We start from the raw sequence: 19,297 nt of genomic DNA, 5'->3' as shown, positions 1-19,297 counted from the left end.
TCAGTCGGTGATGTACCACTTGCCGCCGCGCAGCTCCAGGACGGCGTCGCCCAGGTCGCTGCTGGTGAACTTGACGCCGGCCTGCACCGCCTTGGCGGGGATGTCGACCCTCGTCGGGCCCTCGGTGACGCGACCCCGGTCGACGGTGGCGCTCAGCAGTGCTTTCCGCTGCCCGGCGGAGAACATCGCGAAGCTGATCGGAAGTGTCTTCTCGCACGGCCCGAAGCCTTCGTCTTCCGCCTTCTCGGCGGCGGGCGCGGCGATCTCGCAGGCCGTCGTGACGTCTTCCTCGCCCACGGCGTGCAAGTAGGCTTCGTACCGCTCGACCGCGCCGGCAGGCTTCGCCGGGGTGGCTCGTGACGTGGTCGCGGGTTGCTGCGTCGTCGAGGGGGCCGAGGCCGGCGCGGCGGAGGTCGGCGGTGTGGCGGTGCCCGGCGGCGCCGGTGCCGCGGAGCCGGTCACCCCGCCCGAACAGCCGGCGAGCACCAGGGCGAGCACGCCCGTGGTCAGGAACGGTAGTGCGCGAGCGGACACGGAACACCCTTCGAGTCGGGAACCGGGGCAGCATAAGCGGCGACGGCGGCCACGGTGGGGTGATCCCGGGACCTCGGCTCCGGGATGGCCGGAACCGGCCACTGTCCCGGACCGGGTGCCACTTCCGGGTGGTGGCGCCCGGCGGATCGTGGTCGGATGTCCTCCGCGAAGCAAGGCTCGGGTGAGGGGAAACCGGCGGGGATGAACGACACCTGGAACGTGCCCGGGTACGCCGAAGTGGACGTGCTCGGCACCGGCGGTTTCGGGCGGGTCGTGCTGGCCAAGCACGAAGCCACGGGGAAGATGGCGGCGATCAAGTACCTGCGCGCGGACTTCCTCGCCGACGCGCGGATCGTGGCCGGGTTCCGGCAGGAGGCGTGGCTGCTGTCGGGGGTGCGGAGCCCGCACGTCGTCCGGCTCTTCGACTTCGTCGAGACGCCGCAGGGTGCCGCGCTCGTCATGGAGGCGGTGCCCGGCGTGTCGCTGCGCGCCCTGCTGGCGGCGGAGAACGTCCTGGTGCCCGAGGCGGCGCTGGCGATCCTGAAGGGCTCGCTGCTCGGCCTCGCCGACGCGCACGCGGCCGGCGTGGTGCACCGGGACTACAAGCCGGGGAACGTGCTGGTGTCGCGGGAAGGCGAGTCGAAGCTGGTCGACTTCGGACTGGCCACTTTGGACGGACACAACGGGCTGACCGCCGGTTCGCCCGCCTACATGGCCCCGGAACAGTGGGCCGGTCAGCCCGGCCGGCCCGCCACCGACGTGTACGCGGCCACGTGCGTGTTCTACCAGTGCGTCACCGGGCAGCGGCCGTTCGAGGCGGACACGAGCGAGCAGCTGCGCGCCCTGCACGGGACCGCGCCGGTGCCCCTGGAAGCGGTGCCCGAGCCGCTGCGCCCGCTGATCGCGCGGGGCATGGCGAAGGACCCGGCGTGGCGCCCGGCGACGGCGGACGCCTTCGTGACCGAGCTGGAAGCCGTCGCCCGCGAGGCCTACGGGAAGCACTGGGAGAAGCGCGGCTGGAAGCGGCTGGCCACCTCGGCCGCGGCGTTGACGGCGCTGACCCCGCTGGCGCTCCTGACGGCCGCCGGCACGGCGGCCGCGCCGGTCGCGGCGGCCGGCGCCGGGGCCGGCGTCACGGCCGCGGGCACCGGCACGGGGGTGACCGCGGCGATGGTGGGCAAGATCGCCGCCGCGGTCGCGATCGCCGGCGGGCTGGTCGCCGGCGGGCTCGCGATCTTCCCGCACGGAGAGGACCCGCCCGCGCCGCCGGCGGCGCTGTCGGTGGCCGTGCAGACCCTGTCCGGGCGCGACCCGGCCCTGCCGGTCAGCTACGAGCTCCAGTACCCGCAGGTGTCCGGCGGTGCGGACGCCGCGGTCCGGCAACGGGTCAACGACGCGTTGCGGGCGCCGATCGACAAGCGGCTGAAGTCGGTGCGGGACGGGGTCGCCGTGCCGAGCACGCTCGAGCAGATCCGGGCGGCGGGCGAAACCCCCGCGATGCGCTCGTCCGCGCGGGTCCTGCTGCAGAAGCCGAGCCTGCTTTCCGTGCACTACGAACACGATCTCGACTCGGACGTGCTGGGGCACACCACGTGGCGGTTCCCCGAAGCGCTCTCCGTCGACCTCACCACCGGGCGGGTGCTGGGGCCCCGGGACGTGTTCCGCCCCGAGATCCTGACGGCCGCCGGCATGCGGACGCTGACTCAGCGGCTGGCGCCGCACACGAGGAGCGGTTTCTGCACCGTGCCGACGGTGGTCGGGGACTCGGAGCGGCAGGTCACGATGGACGCCGCGGACCGGCCCGGTGGTGGTGACCACGTGCCGGCCGCGACGTTCGGGTTCACCACGGCCGGGGCCGAGTTCGAAATCCTCTGGTACGAGCTCGGCTGCGCGTCGGCGGCGGGGAAGGAGGTCGTGGTGCTGCCGTACGACGAGCTCGACGACCTCCTGCAGCCTAAGTTCCGGACGATGCTGGGCCGGACGGCGCCGGCCGCGTCGTCGGCACCCTCCTCGACGCCGCCGCCGACGTCGGGCCGGCCGGGTGCCGGGACGACCTACACGAACTCCCGCTTCGGGTTCACCACGCAGGTGCCGCCGGGCTACACGGCGTCCTCGTGGGTCCCGGAGGACGGCGAGGGGATGCGGTTCTCCCGCGACGACCTCGGCGCGACGCTGACGGTGTGGGGAACCAACGCGGGCGGCCGCCGTCCGGCGGACCAGCTGGCCCAGCTCGTCGCCTCGACGGAGGGGGACGGCGGCCGGGTGACCTTCCGCACCGCCGACAGCGAGGGCTACGCGGTGTCCGGCTACCTGGGCGACGGGCGGATCTTCTACGAGCGCGCGTCCCTCGGAGCCGGTTCGACGGCCGGGCTGCGCTGGGTCTACCCGGCCGAGCACAAGACCGAGCTCGACAAGCCCGTCACCGACACGGTCAAGGCCTTCACCCCCGGTGATCTCTCCCGGCCGCACTGACCACGGCGGCGCGGGCACGCACACCGCCGTCGGGGGATGGTTCGCCGCCGGTCACGGGCGGGCTGACAGACTCAGGCCGTGATCCTCGGATACGTCCTCGCCGTGCTGGCCGCCGTCGCCTCGGGTAGTGGCTCCATCCTGGAGTCGGCCGGGGTGCGGCGGGCCGGGGCCTTCGGCGGCTCGCCGCAGGACCTCGTCGCGCTGCGCCGGCAGCCGCTCTACTTCCTCGGGGTGGGGGTGGACCTGCTCGGGTTCGTCTTCGCCGCCGCCGCGCTGCACCGCCTGCCGCTGTTCCTGGTCCAGTCGGTGCTCGCGTTCAGCGTCGGCGTGACCGCGACGATCTCCGCGATCCTCGGCGTCCGGCTGGTCGGCGCCGGGTGGGCCGCGCTGGGGGTCGGCGCGACGGGCCTGGTCCTGCTCGGCCTGTCCGCGGACCCGGGTCCGGCGCGGGCGTTGGCGACCGGCTGGAAGCTGGCGCTGGTGGGCGTGGCGGCGGTGATCGCGGCGATCGCGTTCACCGTCCAGCGCAGCAAAGGCCGCTGGTCGCCGATCGTGCTGGGGTTCTGCGCCGGCCTGGGGTTCAGTGCCGTCGGGATCTCGGCGCGGACCCTCGACGCGTCCGGGCCGGTCTGGCGCCTCGCCCTGGAGCCGGCGCTCTGGGCGATGATCGCCAACGGGCTCGTCGCGGCGGTCGCGTTCGCGATGGCCCTGCAACGCGGCCGGGCGACCGCGGTCACCGCCATCATGTTCACCACCAACACGGCGGTGTCCTCGCTCATCGGCGTGGCGGTGCTGGACGACCGCGTCCGGGACGGCTTCACCGCCGCCGCGGCCGCCGGGTTCGTCCTGGCCGTGGTCGGGGCGATCGGCACCGCGCACTACGCGGCCCACCGGACGACCACCGCCTGAGCCCGGGAGCGAGGGCCGGCACCGGGCCGGCCCTCGCCGGCGCCGGTCAGGCGCAGGACCGGCCGTTGAGCGTCGGGGACCGGAACGGCGGGGTGCCGCCGCCGTAGTTCGCGTTGTACCCGATGGTGACCGTCCCGCCGGTGGTGAGCGTGCCGTTCCACGGTGTGCTCGCGGCTTCGACCACGTCACCGGTGTCGGTCCAGGTGCCGTTCCAGCCCTGGGTGACGGTCACCCCGGGTGCGGAGAAGGTGAGCGTCCAGTGGTCGAGGGGCGCGCCGCGGTTCTCGATGACGATCTCGCCGGTGTACCCGGTCGGCCAGGAGCTGACCACCCGCTGCGTGACCGCGCAGCCGCCGGACGGCGGCGTGGTCGTGGTGGTCGGCGTGGTGGGCGTCGTGGGCGTGGTCGTGGGGACCGGACCGGCCGCGACCGCGAGGTCGTAGGCCCGCTGGGGCACGAACTGGCCGGCCGCGGCGAGGCAGCCGTCCGCCTCGCCCGGCGGCTTGACCCACAGGTACGCCGCGATCCGGTCGTCGCCGGTCTGGTCGGTGCTCGGCGTGCCGATCGCACGCCCGCCGGGGTCGCACCATTCGCTGCCCTGCGGGCCGTTGCCGTTGCGGCTCGTGTCGACCACCGCTTTCAGCCGCGAGTCACCGAGCTGGCCGAGCACGGACTTGTCGTAGGCGACCTCGTCGGCGGTGGCGCGGTAGTTGGACACGTTGGTGGAGATGCCGTCGGCGCTGTTCGAGATGTCCGCGGCCCGCAGGCGGGTCGCGGCGTCGCCGGCGGAAAGCCAGGCGGAGTGCCCGATGTCGAAGTAGACCTTCGCCTGGGTCGACGCGGCCTTGAGCCGTTTGCCCGCGTAGGCGATCGACGCGGTGGTCTGGTTCTGCTGGTCGCCGCTCTGGCAGTTCGTCATGAGCGCGAGCACGTCGGGTTCGAGCACGATGGCCGCGGGGCGGCCCGCCACCCCGGCCGCGACCTGGTCGATCCACGCCCGGTACGCGTCGTGGGACGGCGCGCCGCCGCCGCTCGCGCCGCCGCAGTCCCGGTTGGGGATGTCGTAGACCACCATGATCGGGATCTTCCCCGCGGCGGCCGCGGCCCCGACGTAGGCGTCCACCTCGCCGCGGACCGTGCTGGTGTTCGTGGTGGTGAATCACCTCGCTTGCGGCACGGCGGCGACGCGGTCGCGGATGACCGCGGTCCGCGAGTCACCGGGGTTCGCCGCGACCCACTTGGCCGCGTTGGTGCCCGGGTCGACGTAGAACGCCGAGCCGGCGGCCTGCGCGCTGGTCCAGGTGGTGACGACGACGCCGGTCGCCGCGCAGACGGCGATCAGGCCGGCTGCCAGTGTCCTGTTTCGCATGCACTTCTCTCCCTAGGACGACGGGGCGAGCTTCGTGCTCGCCCGCCCTGCCTGGGAGCGCTCCCAGCGAGTGACTGTAGCCGGTGCGGGGAGATCGGAAAACCCCTCAGACGGGAGTGTCCTCCGTAGCCGGAATGGTGTAGGCGATGTCCTGCCCCGCGCGCCGCCGGAGCACCCCGGGGCAGTTCGGGCCCTCGGCGGCGAGCCGGCGCTTGACGACCTTGAACGTCGAGGTCCGCGGCAGTTCCCGGACCGTGCGCACGTACTCCGGCACCTGCTTGGGCCCGAGGTCGGGCTGCTCGGCGAGGAAACGGGCGAAGTCCGCGGGGTCCAGGGGCGTGCCGCCGGTGACGACGGCCGCCATCACCCGGTCCCCGGTCACCGGGTCCGGCACCGCGTAGACGGCGGCGTCGGTGATCGCGGGGTGGCGCAGCAGGATGCGCTCGATCGGCGCGGTGCCGAGGTTCTCCCCGTCGACGCGCAGCCAGTCGCCGAGCCGCCCGGCGAAGTAGCAGAACCCCTCGGCGTCGGCGTAGGCGAGATCGCCGGTGTGGAACCGGCCGTCGCGCAGCCGCTCCGCGTCGGCTGCGGGATCGCGGTAGTACCCGGCGAACCAGCCGGCGCCGGTGGTGTTGACCAGTTCGCCGACGGCTTCCTCGGCGTTGGTCAGCCGGCCGTCGAGGTCGAACTCCGCCGGCGGGCACGGCCGGCCGGTGTGCGGGTGCACGATGGCCACGTCCTCGGCCGGCCTGCCGAGCGAGCCGGGTGGCGTGTCGTCGGTGCGGGCGAACCCCACGCCGCCCTCGGTCGAACCGAACGCGTCGACGACCTTGCAGCCGAAGCGTTTCTCGAACGCGGCCAGGTCGGCGCTCGCCCCTTCGTTGCCGTAGACGAGACGCAGGGGGTTGTCCGCGTCGTCCGGGCGCGGGGGAGTGGCGACCACGTAGGACAGTGGCTTGCCGACGTAGTTGGCGTAGGTCGCGCCGAACTTCCGGACGTCGGGCAGGAAGCCGGAGGCGGAGAACCGGCGGCGCAGCGCGATGCCCGCGCCGGCGGCGAGCCCGACCGCCCAGCCGGCCATGACGGCGTTGGAGTGGAACATCGGCATCGTGACGTACACCGTGTCCGATGTGGACAGTCCGAACCGCTGGGCGAGCATCGCGCCGGGGAACGCGATCTTGCCGTGGGTGCAGCGCACGGCCTTCGGGTCGCCGCTGGTGCCGGAGGTGAAGATCAGCATCAGCAGGTCGTCGGCCGACGCGGGGACGGGGTCGAGCGACGTGTCCGCCGACGGCCACGAGTCCAGGTCCCGCACGGGAATCCCGCCGAGGTCCAGTCCGTGCAGCAGGGGCTGGTACTTCGCTTCGGCGAGCACGAACTGGCAGTCGGCGAGCCGGATGTCGCGCGCCAGGGCTTCACCTCGCCGGGTGGGGTTGAGCCCGACCAGCACCGCCCCGGCGAACGCGCAGGCGCCCAAGAGGACGGAGAAGGCCGGCACGTTGTCGGCGAGAATGCCGACGTGCGGCGGCTCGTCCCAATTCAGCGTCGCCCGGAGGTCGGCCGCGCGGCGGGCCGACGCCCGGACGTGCTCGGCCCACGAATACGTCTCGTCCTCGAACCGCAGGCCCGGCCGCTCGTCCCCGGCGCGGGCCAGGAGCAGCTCGGTCACCGTGGGAACGCTCATCCGTGCACCCCAAACACCGGCGGTCAGAAGTGGAACACGTTCTACTTCTACCACGGTGCCCGCCGCGGGGTCCACCGCGCGCAGGGTCAGCGGCGGCCGGTGGCCAGGATGACGAGGAACTGGCCGCCGCCCGGCTCGACACCGGCGGTCACCGGCAGCCCCGGGACCAGCCGGGAGAACCGGTCGACCAGCCAGTCGGCCGCCTCCCGGGCGTCCGCTTCGGTCGGGCACCGGGCCACCAGCTCGCGGCCGCCCTTGCGCTCCAGCCGCCCGGCCACGGTGATCAGCGGTGCGGGTTCGGCGACGTGCAGGCGGTCCGGCCAGGCGATGACCACCTTGACCGCGCCTTTGCGGGTGTTGCACCCGCGGTGCGCGAGCCGCTCGGCGATCTTGGCCTTGCGGTCGGCGGTCCGGCTGTCGACGCTGGGCCCCCGCGGGTCGTTCACCGACATGCCGGGGTCGACCGGCTCGTCGCACACCCAGCATCGCCAGCCGTCGCGCTCGGCGACGTCATCGAGGAGGCTCATCCGAGCAAACTAGCCTGCCCGGCCGGCGGCCCGCGCACCGCACGGTGATCAGCGGAACACACGCGTCCCCTCGGGAGTTGAGGGTGGCATGAGTCAACTCGTGGACCGCACGATCGCCGCCCTGCGCGCCGAGCACGACGTGCTCGCCGGCCTCGTCCGCACCCTCACCGACGACCAGCTGGCCGCCACCAGCGGCGCCTCGGAGTGGACGGTCGCCCAGGCCCTTTCCCACCTCGGCAGCGGCGCCGAGATCGGCCGCGCGCCGATCGCCCGGGCCGCCGGGGAGACCGTGGCGGCCGAGGACAACCCGACGATCTGGGCCCGCTGGGACGGGTCCACGCCCCGGGCGCAGGCCGAGGGCTTCCTGGAGCACAACGGCCGCTGGCTCGACCTGGTCGAGGCGCTCACGCCGGAGCAGCGCTCGTCGCTGACCGTCGACCTCGGGTTCCTGCCGGAGCCGGTCCCGCTGGCGACCGCACTGGGCATGCGGCTCAGCGAGGTCGCCAACCACTCGTGGGACGTGCGGGTGGCCTTCGACCCGGACGCCGGGGTGGCCGCCGGGTCGGCCGAGGTGCTCGTCGACCTCCTGACCGGGCCGCTGGGGTTCATGCTGGGCTTCCTCGCGAAGCCGGCCGAGCTCGCCGACCCGGTGTCCGTCGCGTTCCCCGGAGCCGCGCTGGTGATCGACGACGCGGTCACGGTGGTGGACGACCTCGAGGCGCCCACGGCGACGTTCGACGGGCCGGCGGAGGCGTTCATCCGGCTGGTCAGCGGCCGGCTGAAGGCGCCGTACGACAAGGGCGTCACGATCGAGGGCGGCGTCACGCTCGACGACCTGCGCCGCGTGTTCCCCGGCTTCTGAGGGCACGGGTGCCGCCGGCCGGGACCGGCGGCACCCCCTCTTCAGCAGCTGAGGTACGGCGACAGCCAGTCTCCCCAGTCCCCGGCGGAGCCGTCGCCCGCGTCGTCCACGGCGAGCGCGAGCACCTGCACCCCCGTCACCGGCACCACGAGGTGCTGCGCGGCGTCACCGTGCCGCATATCCCCGGTGGCCTCCAGCTCCACGCCGTCGCCGAGCACCCGGAAGCCGAGCGTCCCGGCCGGCCCGCGGTCGTCGACGCCCACGGTCGCGGTGAACTGCTTGCACTTGCCGCCGAGGTAGTACCGCACGACCGACGGGGCGTGCGCGCCCAGCCCGCCGCGCGCGTCGGTCTTGCCGTTGACCGTGAGCGGGTGGCCGTTGTCGGTGCTGTCCCGCTCGACCGGCCCGAGGCCGTTCTCGCTGGAGATCCACGGCTGGGTGTTGAGCAACCCGTTGGTGGCGGGCGGGTTCGGCGCGAGCATCAGCGGCGCCTCGGCCGACGCGGTCGCCGTCCGCGTGCCCTGCACGGTCGTGTACGTCACCGTGGCCGGCATCTTGAACGCCTGGGTGGCGGTCGCCGACGGGTGCAGCGTCACCGCCGTCTCCCACGTGGCCCCGGGTGCGACGGTCGCGGTGTCCGCCTGGGCGGGGCTGTCGAACTGCCACTGCGCGGGCGCGGTCAGCTGCAGGTGCGCACCCGTGACCGGGGTCGAGCCGGCGTTGGTGAACCGGACCGTCGCGGTGACCGGCTGGGACGGCGGCACCGAGTCGGGCAGCTCGACGGTCAGCGACGTCCGCGGCGCGGCGGGCACGTTCGCCGGCCACACGCGCAGCACGGTGGCCGCGTGCCGCCCGACCGTCCCGCCGAGCGCGCCGGTCGTCTCGGTCTCGTCGCCGGTCCACAGGTCGCGCACGCGATATCCGGACGCGGCGGGGAGCCCGGCGTCGGCCACGGAGGTGGTGATCGGCGAGGCCAGCTCTCCGCGGTTGAACAGCACGAGGACGGCCGAGCCGTCCGACATCGGTTTCGTCCAGACCTCGGTCCAGCCGGTGTCGCGGACCTTGTGCCCGCCGACCCCCGCCCAGTCCTGGTCGACGGCGATGATGTCGGGGTTGCCCAGCTCGGCGGCCGGGAGCGTGACGTCGGCGGCGAGCGCCATGTCGGTCACGAGCGGCGCGTTGAGCACCGCCCACAGCCCGAGCTTGGCCTGGCGCTCCGCGGGGTCGAGGTAGCTGAAGGTGAACGAGCCGGGGTTGTTCCAGCCACCCGGGCCGGGATAGCCGTCCAGGCCGTATTGCTTGTCGAGACTACCCATCGAGTAGCCGAAGTTGAAGGTCGCGTTCTTGTAGGTGCGCCAGACCTGTGCGCCGGCCGCGCGGGCCCACAGCCACGGGCTCTGGTCGCGGTCGTAGTCGTCGACCTCGAGGGTGATCGGCCGGCCGGTGAGCTTGATCGCGTCGGCCATCTTCTTGACCCGGGCGGGTGCGTCGCCGTTGACGCTGTAACAGGTGTCGTAGCGCAGGTAGTCCGCGCCCCAGCCGGCGAAGGTCTGCGCGTCGAGGCTCTCGTGGTCGAGCGAGCCCGCCGCCTGGCCGCTGCAGGTCTTCGCGCCGGTGCCGCTGGTGAAACCGATCTTGAGCCCGCGCGAGTGCACGTACTCCACCAGCGCCGGGATGCCGGAGGGGAAACTCGCGCGGGCGGTGAGCTTGCCGTCGGCGGCGCGCTGCGCGGCCTGCCAGCAGTCGCCGAGCATGACGTACTCGTATCCGGCGTCCCGCAGCCCCGAAGCGACCAGCTGGTCGGCGGCGGCTTTCACGACGTCTTCGCCGAACTGGTGGACGCAGTAGGGATCCCCGGTGGCCCAGGTGATCCCCAGCGGCGGTCTGTCGCCCGGAACCGGTTCGGGTGGCGTATCGGCCGACGCCGGAACGGCGGTGACCGTCAGGAAAAGCGCGCAGAGCAGCACGGAAAGTCGTCGCATTGTTCCCCCTCCAGGAACGGGCAAGACTCCCAGGATCGCGTTTCCGTGCGGCAGGGTCAATCGCCCTGCGGCTGGTCCTCCGGCCACTCGGTGACAAGGTAGGGGGCAGACCGGATCACCCCCGCCCGAGGAGAAGGCCCATGGACGAGCTGGATGACGTCGAGCAGGCCATTGTGGACACGGTCCGCGAGTTCGTCGACCGCGAGGTCCGGCCGGTCGTGCGCGAGCTCGAGCACGCCGACACCTACCCCGGCGAGCTGATCGAGCAGATGAAGCGGCTCGGCGTCTACGGGCTCGCCATCCCCGAGCCCTACGGCGGCCTCGAGGTCTCCACCCGGTGCTACGCGCTGGTCACCGAGGAGCTGGCTCGCGGCTGGATGAGCCTCGCCGGCGCCATGGGCGGCCACACGGTCGTGGCGAAGCTGATCCTCACCTTCGGCACCGAGGAGCAGAAGCGGCGTTACCTCCCGCGGATGGCCACCGGCGAGCTGCGCGCCACGATGGCGCTGACCGAGCCCGGCGGTGGTTCGGACCTGCAGGCCCTGCGCACGACGGCGCGGAAGGACGGCGGCGAGTACGTCGTCGACGGCACCAAGACCTGGATCAGCAACGCCCGCCGGTCCGGTCTGGTCGCGCTGCTGTGCAAGACCGACCCCCGGGCGGAGCCCGCGCACCGGGGCATCAGCATCCTGCTGGTCGAGAAGGTGCCGGGGTTCACCGTCTCCAAGGACCTGCCGAAGCTGGGTTACAAGGGGGTCGAAAGCTGCGAGCTCACGTTCGACGGCTGCCGGGTACCGGCGGACGCGCTGCTCGGGGCGGCCGAGGGGGAGGGCTTCGCGCAGATGATGCGGGGTCTCGAGGTCGGCCGCATCCAGGTCGCCGCCCGCGCGACCGGCGTCGCGCGGGCCGCGTTCGACGACGCTCTGCGGTACGCGCAGGAACGGGAGTCGTTCGGGAAGCCGATCTGGAAGCACCAGTCCGTCGGCAACCACCTGGCCACGATGGCGACCAAGCTGACCGCCGCCCGCCAGCTGCTGCTGCACGCCGCGCGGCAGTACGACGCGGGGGAGCGGGCCGATCTCGAAGCGGGGATGGCGAAGCTGTTCTGCTCGGAGACCGCGATGGAGGTCGCGCTCGACGCGATCCGCGTCCACGGCGGGTACGGCTACTCGACCGAGTTCGACGTCGAGCGGTACTTCCGCGACGCGCCGCTGATGATCGTCGGCGAGGGGACCAACGAGATCCAGCAGAACGTCATCGTCGGCCAGCTCGTCGCCCGCGGCGGCCTGCGGTGACCGACCTGCGCGACGCCGTCGCCGGGTGGCGGCCCGAAGCGGCCGAGACGTCCGAGGTGATCGGTCCCTGGCCGACGGAGGCGTTCTCCGGGCTGCTCGACCTCCCCGGGCCCGCCGCCCGGCTCGGTGAGCCACTTCCGCTGCTGTGGCACTGGTTCCACTTCCTGGAGCCGGTCCCGCAGGCCGCGCTCGGCGAGGACGGCCACCCGGCCCGGGGCCGGTTCCTGCCGCCGATCCCGGACCGCCGCCGGATGATCGCGGGTGGCCGGCTGGAGGTGCGTGCGCCGATCCTGCTCGGTGACCGGATCGACCGCCGCAGCGCACTGGCCGAGGTCGCGGTGAAGGAGGGCCGGAGCGGGCAGATGGCGTTCGTGACCGTCCGGCACGAGTACCGGCGCGGTGCCGAGCTGCTGCTGACCGAGCACCAGGACGTCGTCTACCGCTCTCAGCCCGCCGGCCAACACCGGCCGCCGGCCACGCCCGACCCCGTCGGCGAACCGCCGCACGACTGGAAGATCGGCACGCCGACCGGGCCGCGGCAGCTGTTCCGGTTCAGCGCGCTGACCTACAACACCCACCGCATCCACTACGACCGGCCGTACGCGACCGAGGTCGAGGGCTATCCCGGTCTCGTGGTGCACGGGCCGCTGCTCGCGTTGCTGCTGCTGGAGATCCCGCGCCGGCACGCGGACCGGCCGGTGGCGTCGTTCGGGTACCGGTTGTCCAGCCCGGTGTTCTCCGGCGCGACCGTCCTGACCCACGGCCGCCGGGACGGTGACGGGCTCGCGCTGTCCGGCATGGCCGAAGGCGGCGCCACGGCGATCACCGGCCGCGCGACCTTCGCCCGGTGACGCGAACCCGGGTTCGGTAGCGCCCGGCCCGGACCAGCCTGGGGGTACTCCCGCGGACGAGCCCGCCGGAGACCTTCGAGAATCCGGAGCGCCGCCATGCCCACCGTGCCCGACACCGCCGCGCCGGCCCACCGGGGCGCGGTCGCCCTCGCCCGCGGGTTCCTGACCGGCGGCGTCGCCGGAGGGACGCTGAGCGCCTTCGTCGTCGGCACCATCCTCGAGCGGGTGCCCTTGATCCTGTTCGCGCTGGGGCTTCCGCTCGGCTACGGCGTGCTCCTCTTCGCCGCCGGCGCACCGCGGCGGGCGCGAGAGGCGGCGGTCGTTCCCCGCGTGGCGCTCGCGAAGGTCGAGAGCCTGCGCGCCGGCGGCACCGAAACCGGCGACGTGCCGGTCGACCTCGTGCTCACGGTCGCGCCGGACGACGCGCCGTCGTACCGGGTCGAGGTGACCCACCACGTCAACCTGGTCGACCTCCCGGGCTTCCGGCGGGGCGACGTCGTCGTGGTCGAGTATCCGCCGGACCGGCCGTGGCAGGCCCGGATCGTGCCGCGCCCGGCCCCGGAGTGGGCGCGCCGGAGGGCGGGTGCCGCCCTCGCATCCGCTCCCGAGTCCGCTTTGCTGCGCACGCCGCCGGAGGGCTGCGCGTCCGGAGCGGCCACCTCGACGGGGCTGCTGCTCGCCGCGGCGGTCGTCCTGGTGCTGTTCCGCGCCGAGCTGTTCGGCCCGGAGACCACGGAGCGGCCGCCCGAGCCGCCGGCCACCTCGGTCACGTCCTCCTCGGGGTCGGCCACGGTGACCGTGGGGCCGGACCGGACCCTGCTGGACGCGGGGGGAGCTGCGCCGGGCCGTCGACTCCCTGGCGCGGGCCGCGGACGTTTCCCAGGTGCTCACCGCGGTCGTCCAGGAGCGGCGGCTGTCGGTGGTGTTCGCGCCCACCGCCGCGACCGTCCCGCGGTTCGACCTGCGCGCCCTGCCCTTCGAGCGCATCCCGGACCTGGTCCGGACGGGGGCCGGCGCAGCGCGGACCTGGCAGGTCGTCGTGGACCCGCTCACCATCCACGTCACGGCTTGGCCGCCGGGGCGGTGAGCGCTGGTCCGATCGGCTGACCTCCGGGCCCCGCCCGTACTTGGCCGCCGGGTCGCGAACACCTGGACCGCAGGTGGTCACTGAGGAGTCCGGGGGGACGACGTGCCACAGCTGCGGATCCACTTCACCGATGCCGACCTCGCGCGGACGCGGCTGAAGCCGGAGATCGATCTGCTGTGGGAGGTCGTCGGCAGCGCCCAGGTCCTGCAGCACGGCGGCGGCGGGTTGCCGCTGAAGCGCTGGCGCCGCCGGGTGCGGGAGCGCGCGTGCGCGGCGGGGGCGGTCCGGCTCGCGGTGCACACCGTGACGACGGTCGCGCCGCACGCGGCCTACTTCCCGGATTTCCTCACGCCCGCCGACGACGTGCGCGACATCGGCGAGGGGGCCGACGCGGTCGTGTCGGCCTCGCCGCGGCGGATGCGCGAGGAGGTCGGCCGGCTCCGGCCGCCCCGGGCGCCGGCCGCGCGGTGGCTGGACGAGCTCGCCCGCGGGAAGACCGCCGCGGTGCGGCACCTGCACGGGGCGTTGCGCGTGTACTTCGAGGCCGCGCTCGAACCGGACCTCCCGGTGATCGGCGACGGCCTGCGCATCGCGTGCGCCGGCGGCATCCAGCGGTACCTGCGGGACGGTCCCGAAGGCCTGCTGCGCTGGCTCGGCCCGGCCACGAGCTGGCGGCCGCCGGTGCTCGCCGTCGACTACCCGGTCGATCGCGACCTGCGCCTCGACGGCCGGGGCCTGGTGCTCGTCCCCAGCTACTTCGGCGTCTACCACCCGGTGGCACTGGCCGACCCTCGGCTGCGCCCGGTCCTGGTGTTCCCGATCGAAGCCCGCGCCCGGCTGCTCGCCGGCCGCCGCGGTGCGGGCGACCACGTGAGCGCGCTGCTGGGCCCCACCCGGGCCACGATCCTGCGTTCGGCCGTCACCGGCGCGACCACCACCCGCCTGGCGCGGCAGGCGGGGGTCGCCCCGGCGACGGTCAGCCACCACACGGGCGTCCTGCGCGACGCGGGCCTCATCACGACCGACCGGCACGAGAACCTCGCGACGCACCTCATCACCTCGCTCGGGCTGGCGGTGCTCACCTCCGGGGACGGGTAGCACGCTTCCGGGGGTTTCCTCGCGGTCGCCTTGACTTCAAGTGCTTGAAGTTCTGCATGCTGGTCCCATGGCGGCAGGAGTTGCGGGCGAGCGGGTGTGGCTGACGATCCTCGAGGCGTCGCGGCGCAGCGGGCTCAGTGAGCCGACGTTGCGCTACTACGAGCAGATCGGGCTGGTCGGCCCGGTACCGCGGGACCCGAGCAGCGGGCACCGCCGGTACGACGCCGAGACCATGGACGTCCTCGATGCGCTCGGGTGCCTGCGCTCGGCCGGGCTGCGCGTCGAGGACCTGCGGCGCTACCTCGGCCTGCTGGCCCGCGGGGACGCCGCGGCCGCCGAGCAGCGTGAGCTGTTCGACCACCACGCCGACCGGCTCGAAGCCGAGATCGAGCGGCTGCGGGTGCGGCTGGAGTACCTGCGGCTGAAAGCGCGGCTCTGGGACGCCCGCGACCGGGGTGACTCCGATGCGGCGCAGCGGCTCGTCCCGCGGCTGCTGGCCCTGATCGACCGATTCTGACACTCCACAAAGGACTGAAATGACCGACACCCTCGTCCTGGTCACCGGCGGCACCGGGCACCTGGGCGGCCACGCGATCGCGCGGTTGCTGGCCGACGGCCACCGCGTCCGCACCACCGTCCGCGATCTCGGCCGGGCGGCCGAAATCAAGGCCGTGCACGGCGATCTGGAGGTGGTGGCCGCGGACCTCGGCGCCGACGACGGCTGGGCCGGGGCCACCGAGGGCGTGGACTACGTGCTCCACGTCGCCTCCCCGTTCCCGCCCTCCTCGCCCGAGAACGACGACGAGGTGATCCGCCCGGCCCGCGACGGCGCCGTCCGGGTCCTGGCCGCGGCCCGGGAAGCCGGGGTCCGGCGGGTCGTGCTGACGTCGTCGTTCGCCGCGGTCGGCTACAGCGCGACGCCGCGGGCGGAGTACACCGAAGCCGACTGGACGGATCCGGCCGACCCCAACAGCGCGTACGTCCGTTCGAAGGTCATCGCCGAACGGGCCGCGTGGGAGCATGTCCGGTCGGCGGGCGGCCCGGAGCTGGCGGTGATCAACCCGGCGGGCATCTTCGGGCCGGTCCTCGGCGGGCGCCCGTCGTCGTCGGTCGCGCTGGTCCGGGCGATGCTCGACGGGGAGATGCCGGTGGTGCCACCGTTGTCCTTCGGCGTGGCCGACGTCCGGGACGTGGCCGACCTGCACGTGCGGGCGATGACCCACCCGCGGGCGGCGGGGGAGCGGTTCCTGGCCGCGAGCGGGAAGGCGATCAGCTTCCTGGAGCTGGCGCGGATCCTGGCCGAAACCGTCGGCGGCGATGCCCTGCCGACGCGCGAGCTGACCGCCGAGGAGGTGCGGGCGGCCGCCGAGACCGACCCGGCCATGCGGGAAGCGGCCGGTCGTTTGGGCCGGGTCCCGGTGATCCGCACGGACAAGGCGAGGACCGTGCTCGGCTGGCGGTCCCGCCCGGTGGCGGAAACGGTGGCCGACACCGCCCGCAGCCTGCTGGCCGCCCGGACCCGGTGACGCCGGCCGATCCGGCCAGCAACACTGTCCACTTAGGACTGTGTCGGACGGTAACGGGTTTCGGCGCTGCTCGGTGCGGCCGCCGCCGGGCCGGCCGCGCGAGGCGGTCAAACCGTCCACTTCGGACAGCGTCAGCCCAGCCCCGCCGCCTTGTGCAGCAGTACCGAGCGTTCGCGCTCGTTGGTGCACAGCCGGGCCGCCAGCTCCAGCTCCGCCCGCGCCTCCGGGTACCGGCCGAGGCGGGTCAGCAGCTCCCCTCGGACCGTCGGGACCAGGTGGGAACCCGGGAGCCGGTCCGCGGCGACCAGCTCGTCCACGATCGCCAAACCGTCCGCCGGCCCCGAAACCATCCCCACCGCGACCGCCCGGTTGAGCTCGACCACCGGCGAAGGCGCGACCCGGCCCAGTGCCTCGTAGAGCACCACGATCCGGTCCCAGTCCGTCTCCGCGACCGACGGCGCCGCCGCGTGGGTGGCCGCGATCGCCGCCTGGAGACCGTACGGGCCGAGGCCGCGAGCCGATGCCTTGGCCAGCGCCGCCAGACCGCGGTGGATCGCCGAGAAGTCCCACCGGCGCCGGTCCTGGTCCTCGAGCAGGATCGGCGCGCCGTCCGGGCCGGTGCGGGCCGGGAAGCGCGCGGCGGTCAGCTCGCACAACGCGAGCAGGCCGTGCACCTCCGGCTCGTCCGGCTGCAGCGCGGCCAGCGTGCGGGCCAGCCGGATCGCCTCGTACGCGACGTCGGGGCGCAGCAGCTGCTCGCCCGACGTCGCCGTCGACCCCTCGGTGAAGATCACGTAGAGGACGCTGAGCACCCCGCCCAGCCGCTCCCGCCGTTCGCCGGCCGCCGGCAGCTCGAACGGCACGCCGGCCGCCGCGATCGTCTTCTTGCCCCGGGTGATGCGGGCCTGCACGGTCGGCACCGGCACGAGGAACGCGCGGGCGATCTCCTCGCTGGTCAGGCCGCCGACCACGCGCAGGGTCAGCGCCACCCGCGACTCGCGGGAGAGCACCGGGTGGCAGCTGACGAACATCAGCGCCAGGACGTCGTCGTCGATCCGGTCGGGATCGACGTCCCCGGGATCGGGTTCGCCGTCGGCGGCCAGCAGGGCGTAGCGGTCGCGGAGGGCGGTCCGGCGGCGGATCGCGTCGATCGCGCGCCGCCGGGCCGTGGCCCGCAGCCAGCCGGCCGGGTTGGCCGGCGGGTCGAGCGGCCACGACACCAGCGCCTCGGCCACCGCCTCCTGCGCCGCGTCCTCGGCCAGCCCGAAGTCGCCGGTGAACCGGGTCAGCGCGGCGACGATCCGCGCCGACTCGATCCGCCAGACGGCCTCGACGTCGGCCGCGTGCATCAGTTCCCGTCCGCGGCCGGGACCTCGTCTTCGCCGGCCACCCGGCGGACCTCGATCTTGGACCCGCGGGTCGCCGGCATCCGCTTGGCCCACTCGACCGCTTCCTCCTTCGAGGCGACGTCGAGCAGGAAGTAGCCCCCGAACAGCTCCTTGGTCTCCCCGTACGGCCCGTCGGTGACCACCGGGGCTTCGGCACCGAAGTCGACCACGACGCCGTTGCGCGGCTCGTCCAGCCCTTCGGCCGCGAGGAGGACGCCGGCCTTGAGCATGTCTTCGATGTACTGGCGGGTCGAGGCCATCGACGCCTCGATGTCGGCCAGCATGGCCGCGTTCGACTCGTCGGTGCCCCGCATGATCAGCATGTACTTCGACATCGTGTGCTCCTCGGTCCGCGGGGCCGCCTCTCGGCCCTCGCCCCCTCTTGTCGAACGAGCGGCCCGCGGATCAACACGGCCCCGAGAATATTTTCGCCGGGGTGTCCGACGGCCGGCTCACCGCACCGAGTCGAGCAGCAGGCGCGCGGCCACCGCCGCCCCGTCGGTGCGGATCTCGGCGCCCAGCGCCGCCGCTCGCGCCCGGGTTTCGGGAGCCAGGGCGGCGTCGAACGCCGCGCCCAGCGACTCGAGGGTCGCCGTCGGGCCGTCGAGGGCCGCGCCGACCTGCCGGGCCGCGACCCGCCCGGCCCAGTACGGGTTGTCCGCCAGCCGGATGGGGACCACCACCTGCGGGACGCCGGCGCGGGCGGCCACCTGCGTCGTGCCCGCGCCGCCGTGGTGGACCACCGCGGCCAGCTCGCCGAACAGGCGCTGGTGGTTGACCTCGCCGATGGCGAAGCAGTCGTCCTGGCCGTCGACCAGGTCCAGGTCCGCCCACCCGCGGGAGACGAGGACGCGGTACCCCCGGGCACGGCTCACCTCGACGGCCCAGCGGGCGATGTCCGGCGCCGGGCTGATGCTGCCGAAGCCCACGTAGACCGGCGGCGCGCCCGCCTCCAGGAACGCCACGAGGTCGGCGGGCAGCGGCCGCTCGTCGGCCTGCGTCCACTGACCGGTCTGGACCACTTCGGCGCCCGGGCTCGCCGGCCACGGTCCCAGCACCGGGTCGGCCGCCAGCCACGGCCGGGCGGAGTAGATGTGGCCGCGCACGTCGTCCACCGGGGGCAGGCCGAGGGCGGCCCGGTGGCCGTTGAGCGGCGCGCGGAACTGCGCGTCGACCCGGTCGGCGTCCAGCTGCCACCGCGTCGCGTTGTCCGCGCCTTCCGGCTCGGGCCAGCCCGGCCGCGGCGGCGGGGCGTGGTGCGGCGACGGCAGGTTGACCGCCGCATAGGTCACGTAGACGTAGGGGATGCCCGCGGCTTCGGCCACGGACCGCGCGGCGACCTGCGCCAGGCCGGCGGCCACCAGTGCGTCGCATCCACTGACGGCCGAAGGGAAAACGTCGAACTGCTTTTCGACCAGCTCGGCCCGGTACCGGGACAGTTCCGCCGGCGACGGGGGTGCCGTCGCGCGCATCAGCGCCCGGACGGGCGGCCCGATCGGCACGGCGTCGATCCCGAGGCCGGCCAGCCGGTGCGCGAACTCTTCGTCCGGCGGGGCGCACATCCGCACGTCCGCTCCGAGCGCCTGCAGCTGGACCGCGAGGGCCACCAGCGGGTCGAAGTCGCCGCGGGTCCCGTACGTGGAGAGCAGCACTCGCATTCCGGGCAGTCTACGGCGATCGACATCCTCTCGCGCGCGGCTGCCTCCGGTGACT

The 19,297-nt window shown here is 74.1% G+C and carries 18 protein-coding genes; 9 read left to right on the top strand and 9 right to left on the bottom strand.

The annotated features are described in order from the left end of the window. Complete coding sequence (locus QSK39_RS19555) at positions 1–534, bottom strand: hypothetical protein (protein ID WP_285479186.1); 534 nt, start codon at positions 532–534, stop codon at positions 1–3. Between the two features lie 156 nt (positions 535–690). Here QSK39_RS19555 and QSK39_RS19550 point away from each other — a divergent pair, with 156 nt between their 5' ends. Then, positions 691–3,006: a serine/threonine-protein kinase gene (locus tag QSK39_RS19550; RefSeq protein ID WP_285479185.1), complete on the top strand. Its 2,316-nt coding sequence runs from the start codon at positions 691–693 to the stop codon at positions 3,004–3,006. Between the two features lie 78 nt (positions 3,007–3,084). After that, positions 3,085–3,915, top strand: coding sequence for a hypothetical protein (locus tag QSK39_RS19545; RefSeq protein ID WP_285479184.1), 831 nt, complete (start codon positions 3,085–3,087; stop codon positions 3,913–3,915). A 46-nt stretch (positions 3,916–3,961) separates the two neighbouring features. Here the strand turns inward: QSK39_RS19545 and QSK39_RS53285 are convergent, their stop codons facing one another. The 4 genes from QSK39_RS53285 to QSK39_RS19520 all read right to left on the bottom strand — a co-directional run bounded on the left by QSK39_RS53285 (position 3,962) and on the right by QSK39_RS19520 (position 7,495). Then, positions 3,962–5,038, bottom strand: a complete 1,077-nt coding sequence (locus QSK39_RS53285) for a glycoside hydrolase family 6 protein (RefSeq protein WP_502873290.1) — start codon at positions 5,036–5,038, stop codon at positions 3,962–3,964. Between the two features lie 36 nt (positions 5,039–5,074). Further along, positions 5,075–5,284 carry a hypothetical protein gene (locus QSK39_RS19530; RefSeq protein WP_285479183.1) on the bottom strand — a complete coding sequence of 70 codons (210 nt, stop codon included), beginning with the start codon at positions 5,282–5,284 and terminating at the stop codon, positions 5,075–5,077. A 106-nt stretch (positions 5,285–5,390) separates the two neighbouring features. Then, positions 5,391–6,968, bottom strand: a complete 1,578-nt coding sequence (locus tag QSK39_RS19525) for a long-chain-fatty-acid--CoA ligase (RefSeq protein WP_285479182.1) — start codon at positions 6,966–6,968, stop codon at positions 5,391–5,393. Positions 6,969–7,054: 86 nt separating this feature from the next. After that, on the bottom strand, positions 7,055–7,495 hold the full coding sequence (locus QSK39_RS19520; protein WP_285479181.1) for a hypothetical protein: 441 nt from the start codon (positions 7,493–7,495) through the stop codon (positions 7,055–7,057). Positions 7,496–7,583: 88 nt separating this feature from the next. Here QSK39_RS19520 and QSK39_RS19515 point away from each other — a divergent pair, with 88 nt between their 5' ends. After that, positions 7,584–8,357 carry a maleylpyruvate isomerase family mycothiol-dependent enzyme gene (locus QSK39_RS19515; protein ID WP_285479180.1) on the top strand — a complete coding sequence of 258 codons (774 nt, stop codon included), beginning with the start codon at positions 7,584–7,586 and terminating at the stop codon, positions 8,355–8,357. Positions 8,358–8,398: 41 nt separating this feature from the next. On the opposite strand, the gene QSK39_RS19510 is transcribed toward QSK39_RS19515, so the two are convergent. Continuing rightward, positions 8,399–10,339 (bottom strand): NPCBM/NEW2 domain-containing protein, encoded by a 1,941-nt coding sequence (locus QSK39_RS19510; RefSeq protein WP_285479179.1) that lies wholly within the window; start codon positions 10,337–10,339, stop codon positions 8,399–8,401. A 140-nt stretch (positions 10,340–10,479) separates the two neighbouring features. Here QSK39_RS19510 and QSK39_RS19505 point away from each other — a divergent pair, with 140 nt between their 5' ends. The 6 genes from QSK39_RS19505 to QSK39_RS19480 all read left to right on the top strand — a co-directional run bounded on the left by QSK39_RS19505 (position 10,480) and on the right by QSK39_RS19480 (position 16,196). Continuing rightward, the gene (locus QSK39_RS19505) at positions 10,480–11,634 is read left to right on the top strand and encodes an acyl-CoA dehydrogenase family protein (protein WP_285479178.1); all 1,155 of its coding nucleotides are present in this window, start codon (positions 10,480–10,482) and stop codon (positions 11,632–11,634) included. Continuing rightward, on the top strand, positions 11,631–12,485 hold the full coding sequence (locus QSK39_RS19500; RefSeq protein ID WP_285479177.1) for an HTD2 family dehydratase: 855 nt from the start codon (positions 11,631–11,633) through the stop codon (positions 12,483–12,485). The genes QSK39_RS19505 and QSK39_RS19500 overlap by 4 nt, the downstream gene beginning before the upstream one ends. Positions 12,486–12,581: 96 nt before the next feature. Next, entirely contained in the window at positions 12,582–13,592 is a 1,011-nt protein-coding gene (locus QSK39_RS19495) for a hypothetical protein (protein WP_285479176.1), read from the top strand. Positions 13,593–13,674: 82 nt separating this feature from the next. Next, on the top strand, positions 13,675–14,670 hold the full coding sequence (locus tag QSK39_RS19490; RefSeq protein WP_285479175.1) for an ArsR/SmtB family transcription factor: 996 nt from the start codon (positions 13,675–13,677) through the stop codon (positions 14,668–14,670). A 67-nt stretch (positions 14,671–14,737) separates the two neighbouring features. Continuing rightward, positions 14,738–15,187: a MerR family transcriptional regulator gene (locus QSK39_RS19485; RefSeq protein ID WP_285479174.1), complete on the top strand. Its 450-nt coding sequence runs from the start codon at positions 14,738–14,740 to the stop codon at positions 15,185–15,187. Between the two features lie 19 nt (positions 15,188–15,206). Continuing rightward, a complete protein-coding gene (locus tag QSK39_RS19480; RefSeq protein ID WP_285479173.1) occupies positions 15,207–16,196 on the top strand; it encodes an NAD-dependent epimerase/dehydratase family protein in 990 nt (329 codons plus the stop codon). A gap of 131 nt (positions 16,197–16,327) precedes the next feature. On the opposite strand, the gene QSK39_RS19475 is transcribed toward QSK39_RS19480, so the two are convergent. The 3 genes from QSK39_RS19475 to QSK39_RS19465 form a co-directional block, all read right to left on the bottom strand. Continuing rightward, positions 16,328–17,545, bottom strand: a complete 1,218-nt coding sequence (locus tag QSK39_RS19475) for an RNA polymerase sigma factor (protein WP_285479172.1) — start codon at positions 17,543–17,545, stop codon at positions 16,328–16,330. Beyond that, positions 17,545–17,919 carry a YciI family protein gene (locus QSK39_RS19470; protein WP_285479171.1) on the bottom strand — a complete coding sequence of 125 codons (375 nt, stop codon included), beginning with the start codon at positions 17,917–17,919 and terminating at the stop codon, positions 17,545–17,547. Before QSK39_RS19470 ends, QSK39_RS19475 begins: the two co-directional genes overlap by 1 nt. 117 nt (positions 17,920–18,036) lie before the next feature. Then, on the bottom strand, positions 18,037–19,242 hold the full coding sequence (locus tag QSK39_RS19465) for a glycosyltransferase (RefSeq protein ID WP_285479170.1): 1,206 nt from the start codon (positions 19,240–19,242) through the stop codon (positions 18,037–18,039). Positions 19,243–19,297 lie beyond the last annotated feature (55 nt).

Source organism: Amycolatopsis sp. NBRC 101858 (genome assembly GCF_030269325.1).
In the GTDB taxonomy this organism is placed as follows: Bacteria; Actinomycetota; Actinomycetes; order Mycobacteriales; family Pseudonocardiaceae; genus Amycolatopsis; species Amycolatopsis ponsaeliensis.
Note: the sequence above shows the minus strand (reverse complement) of the source record. Positions and strands in the feature narration are given on the sequence as shown.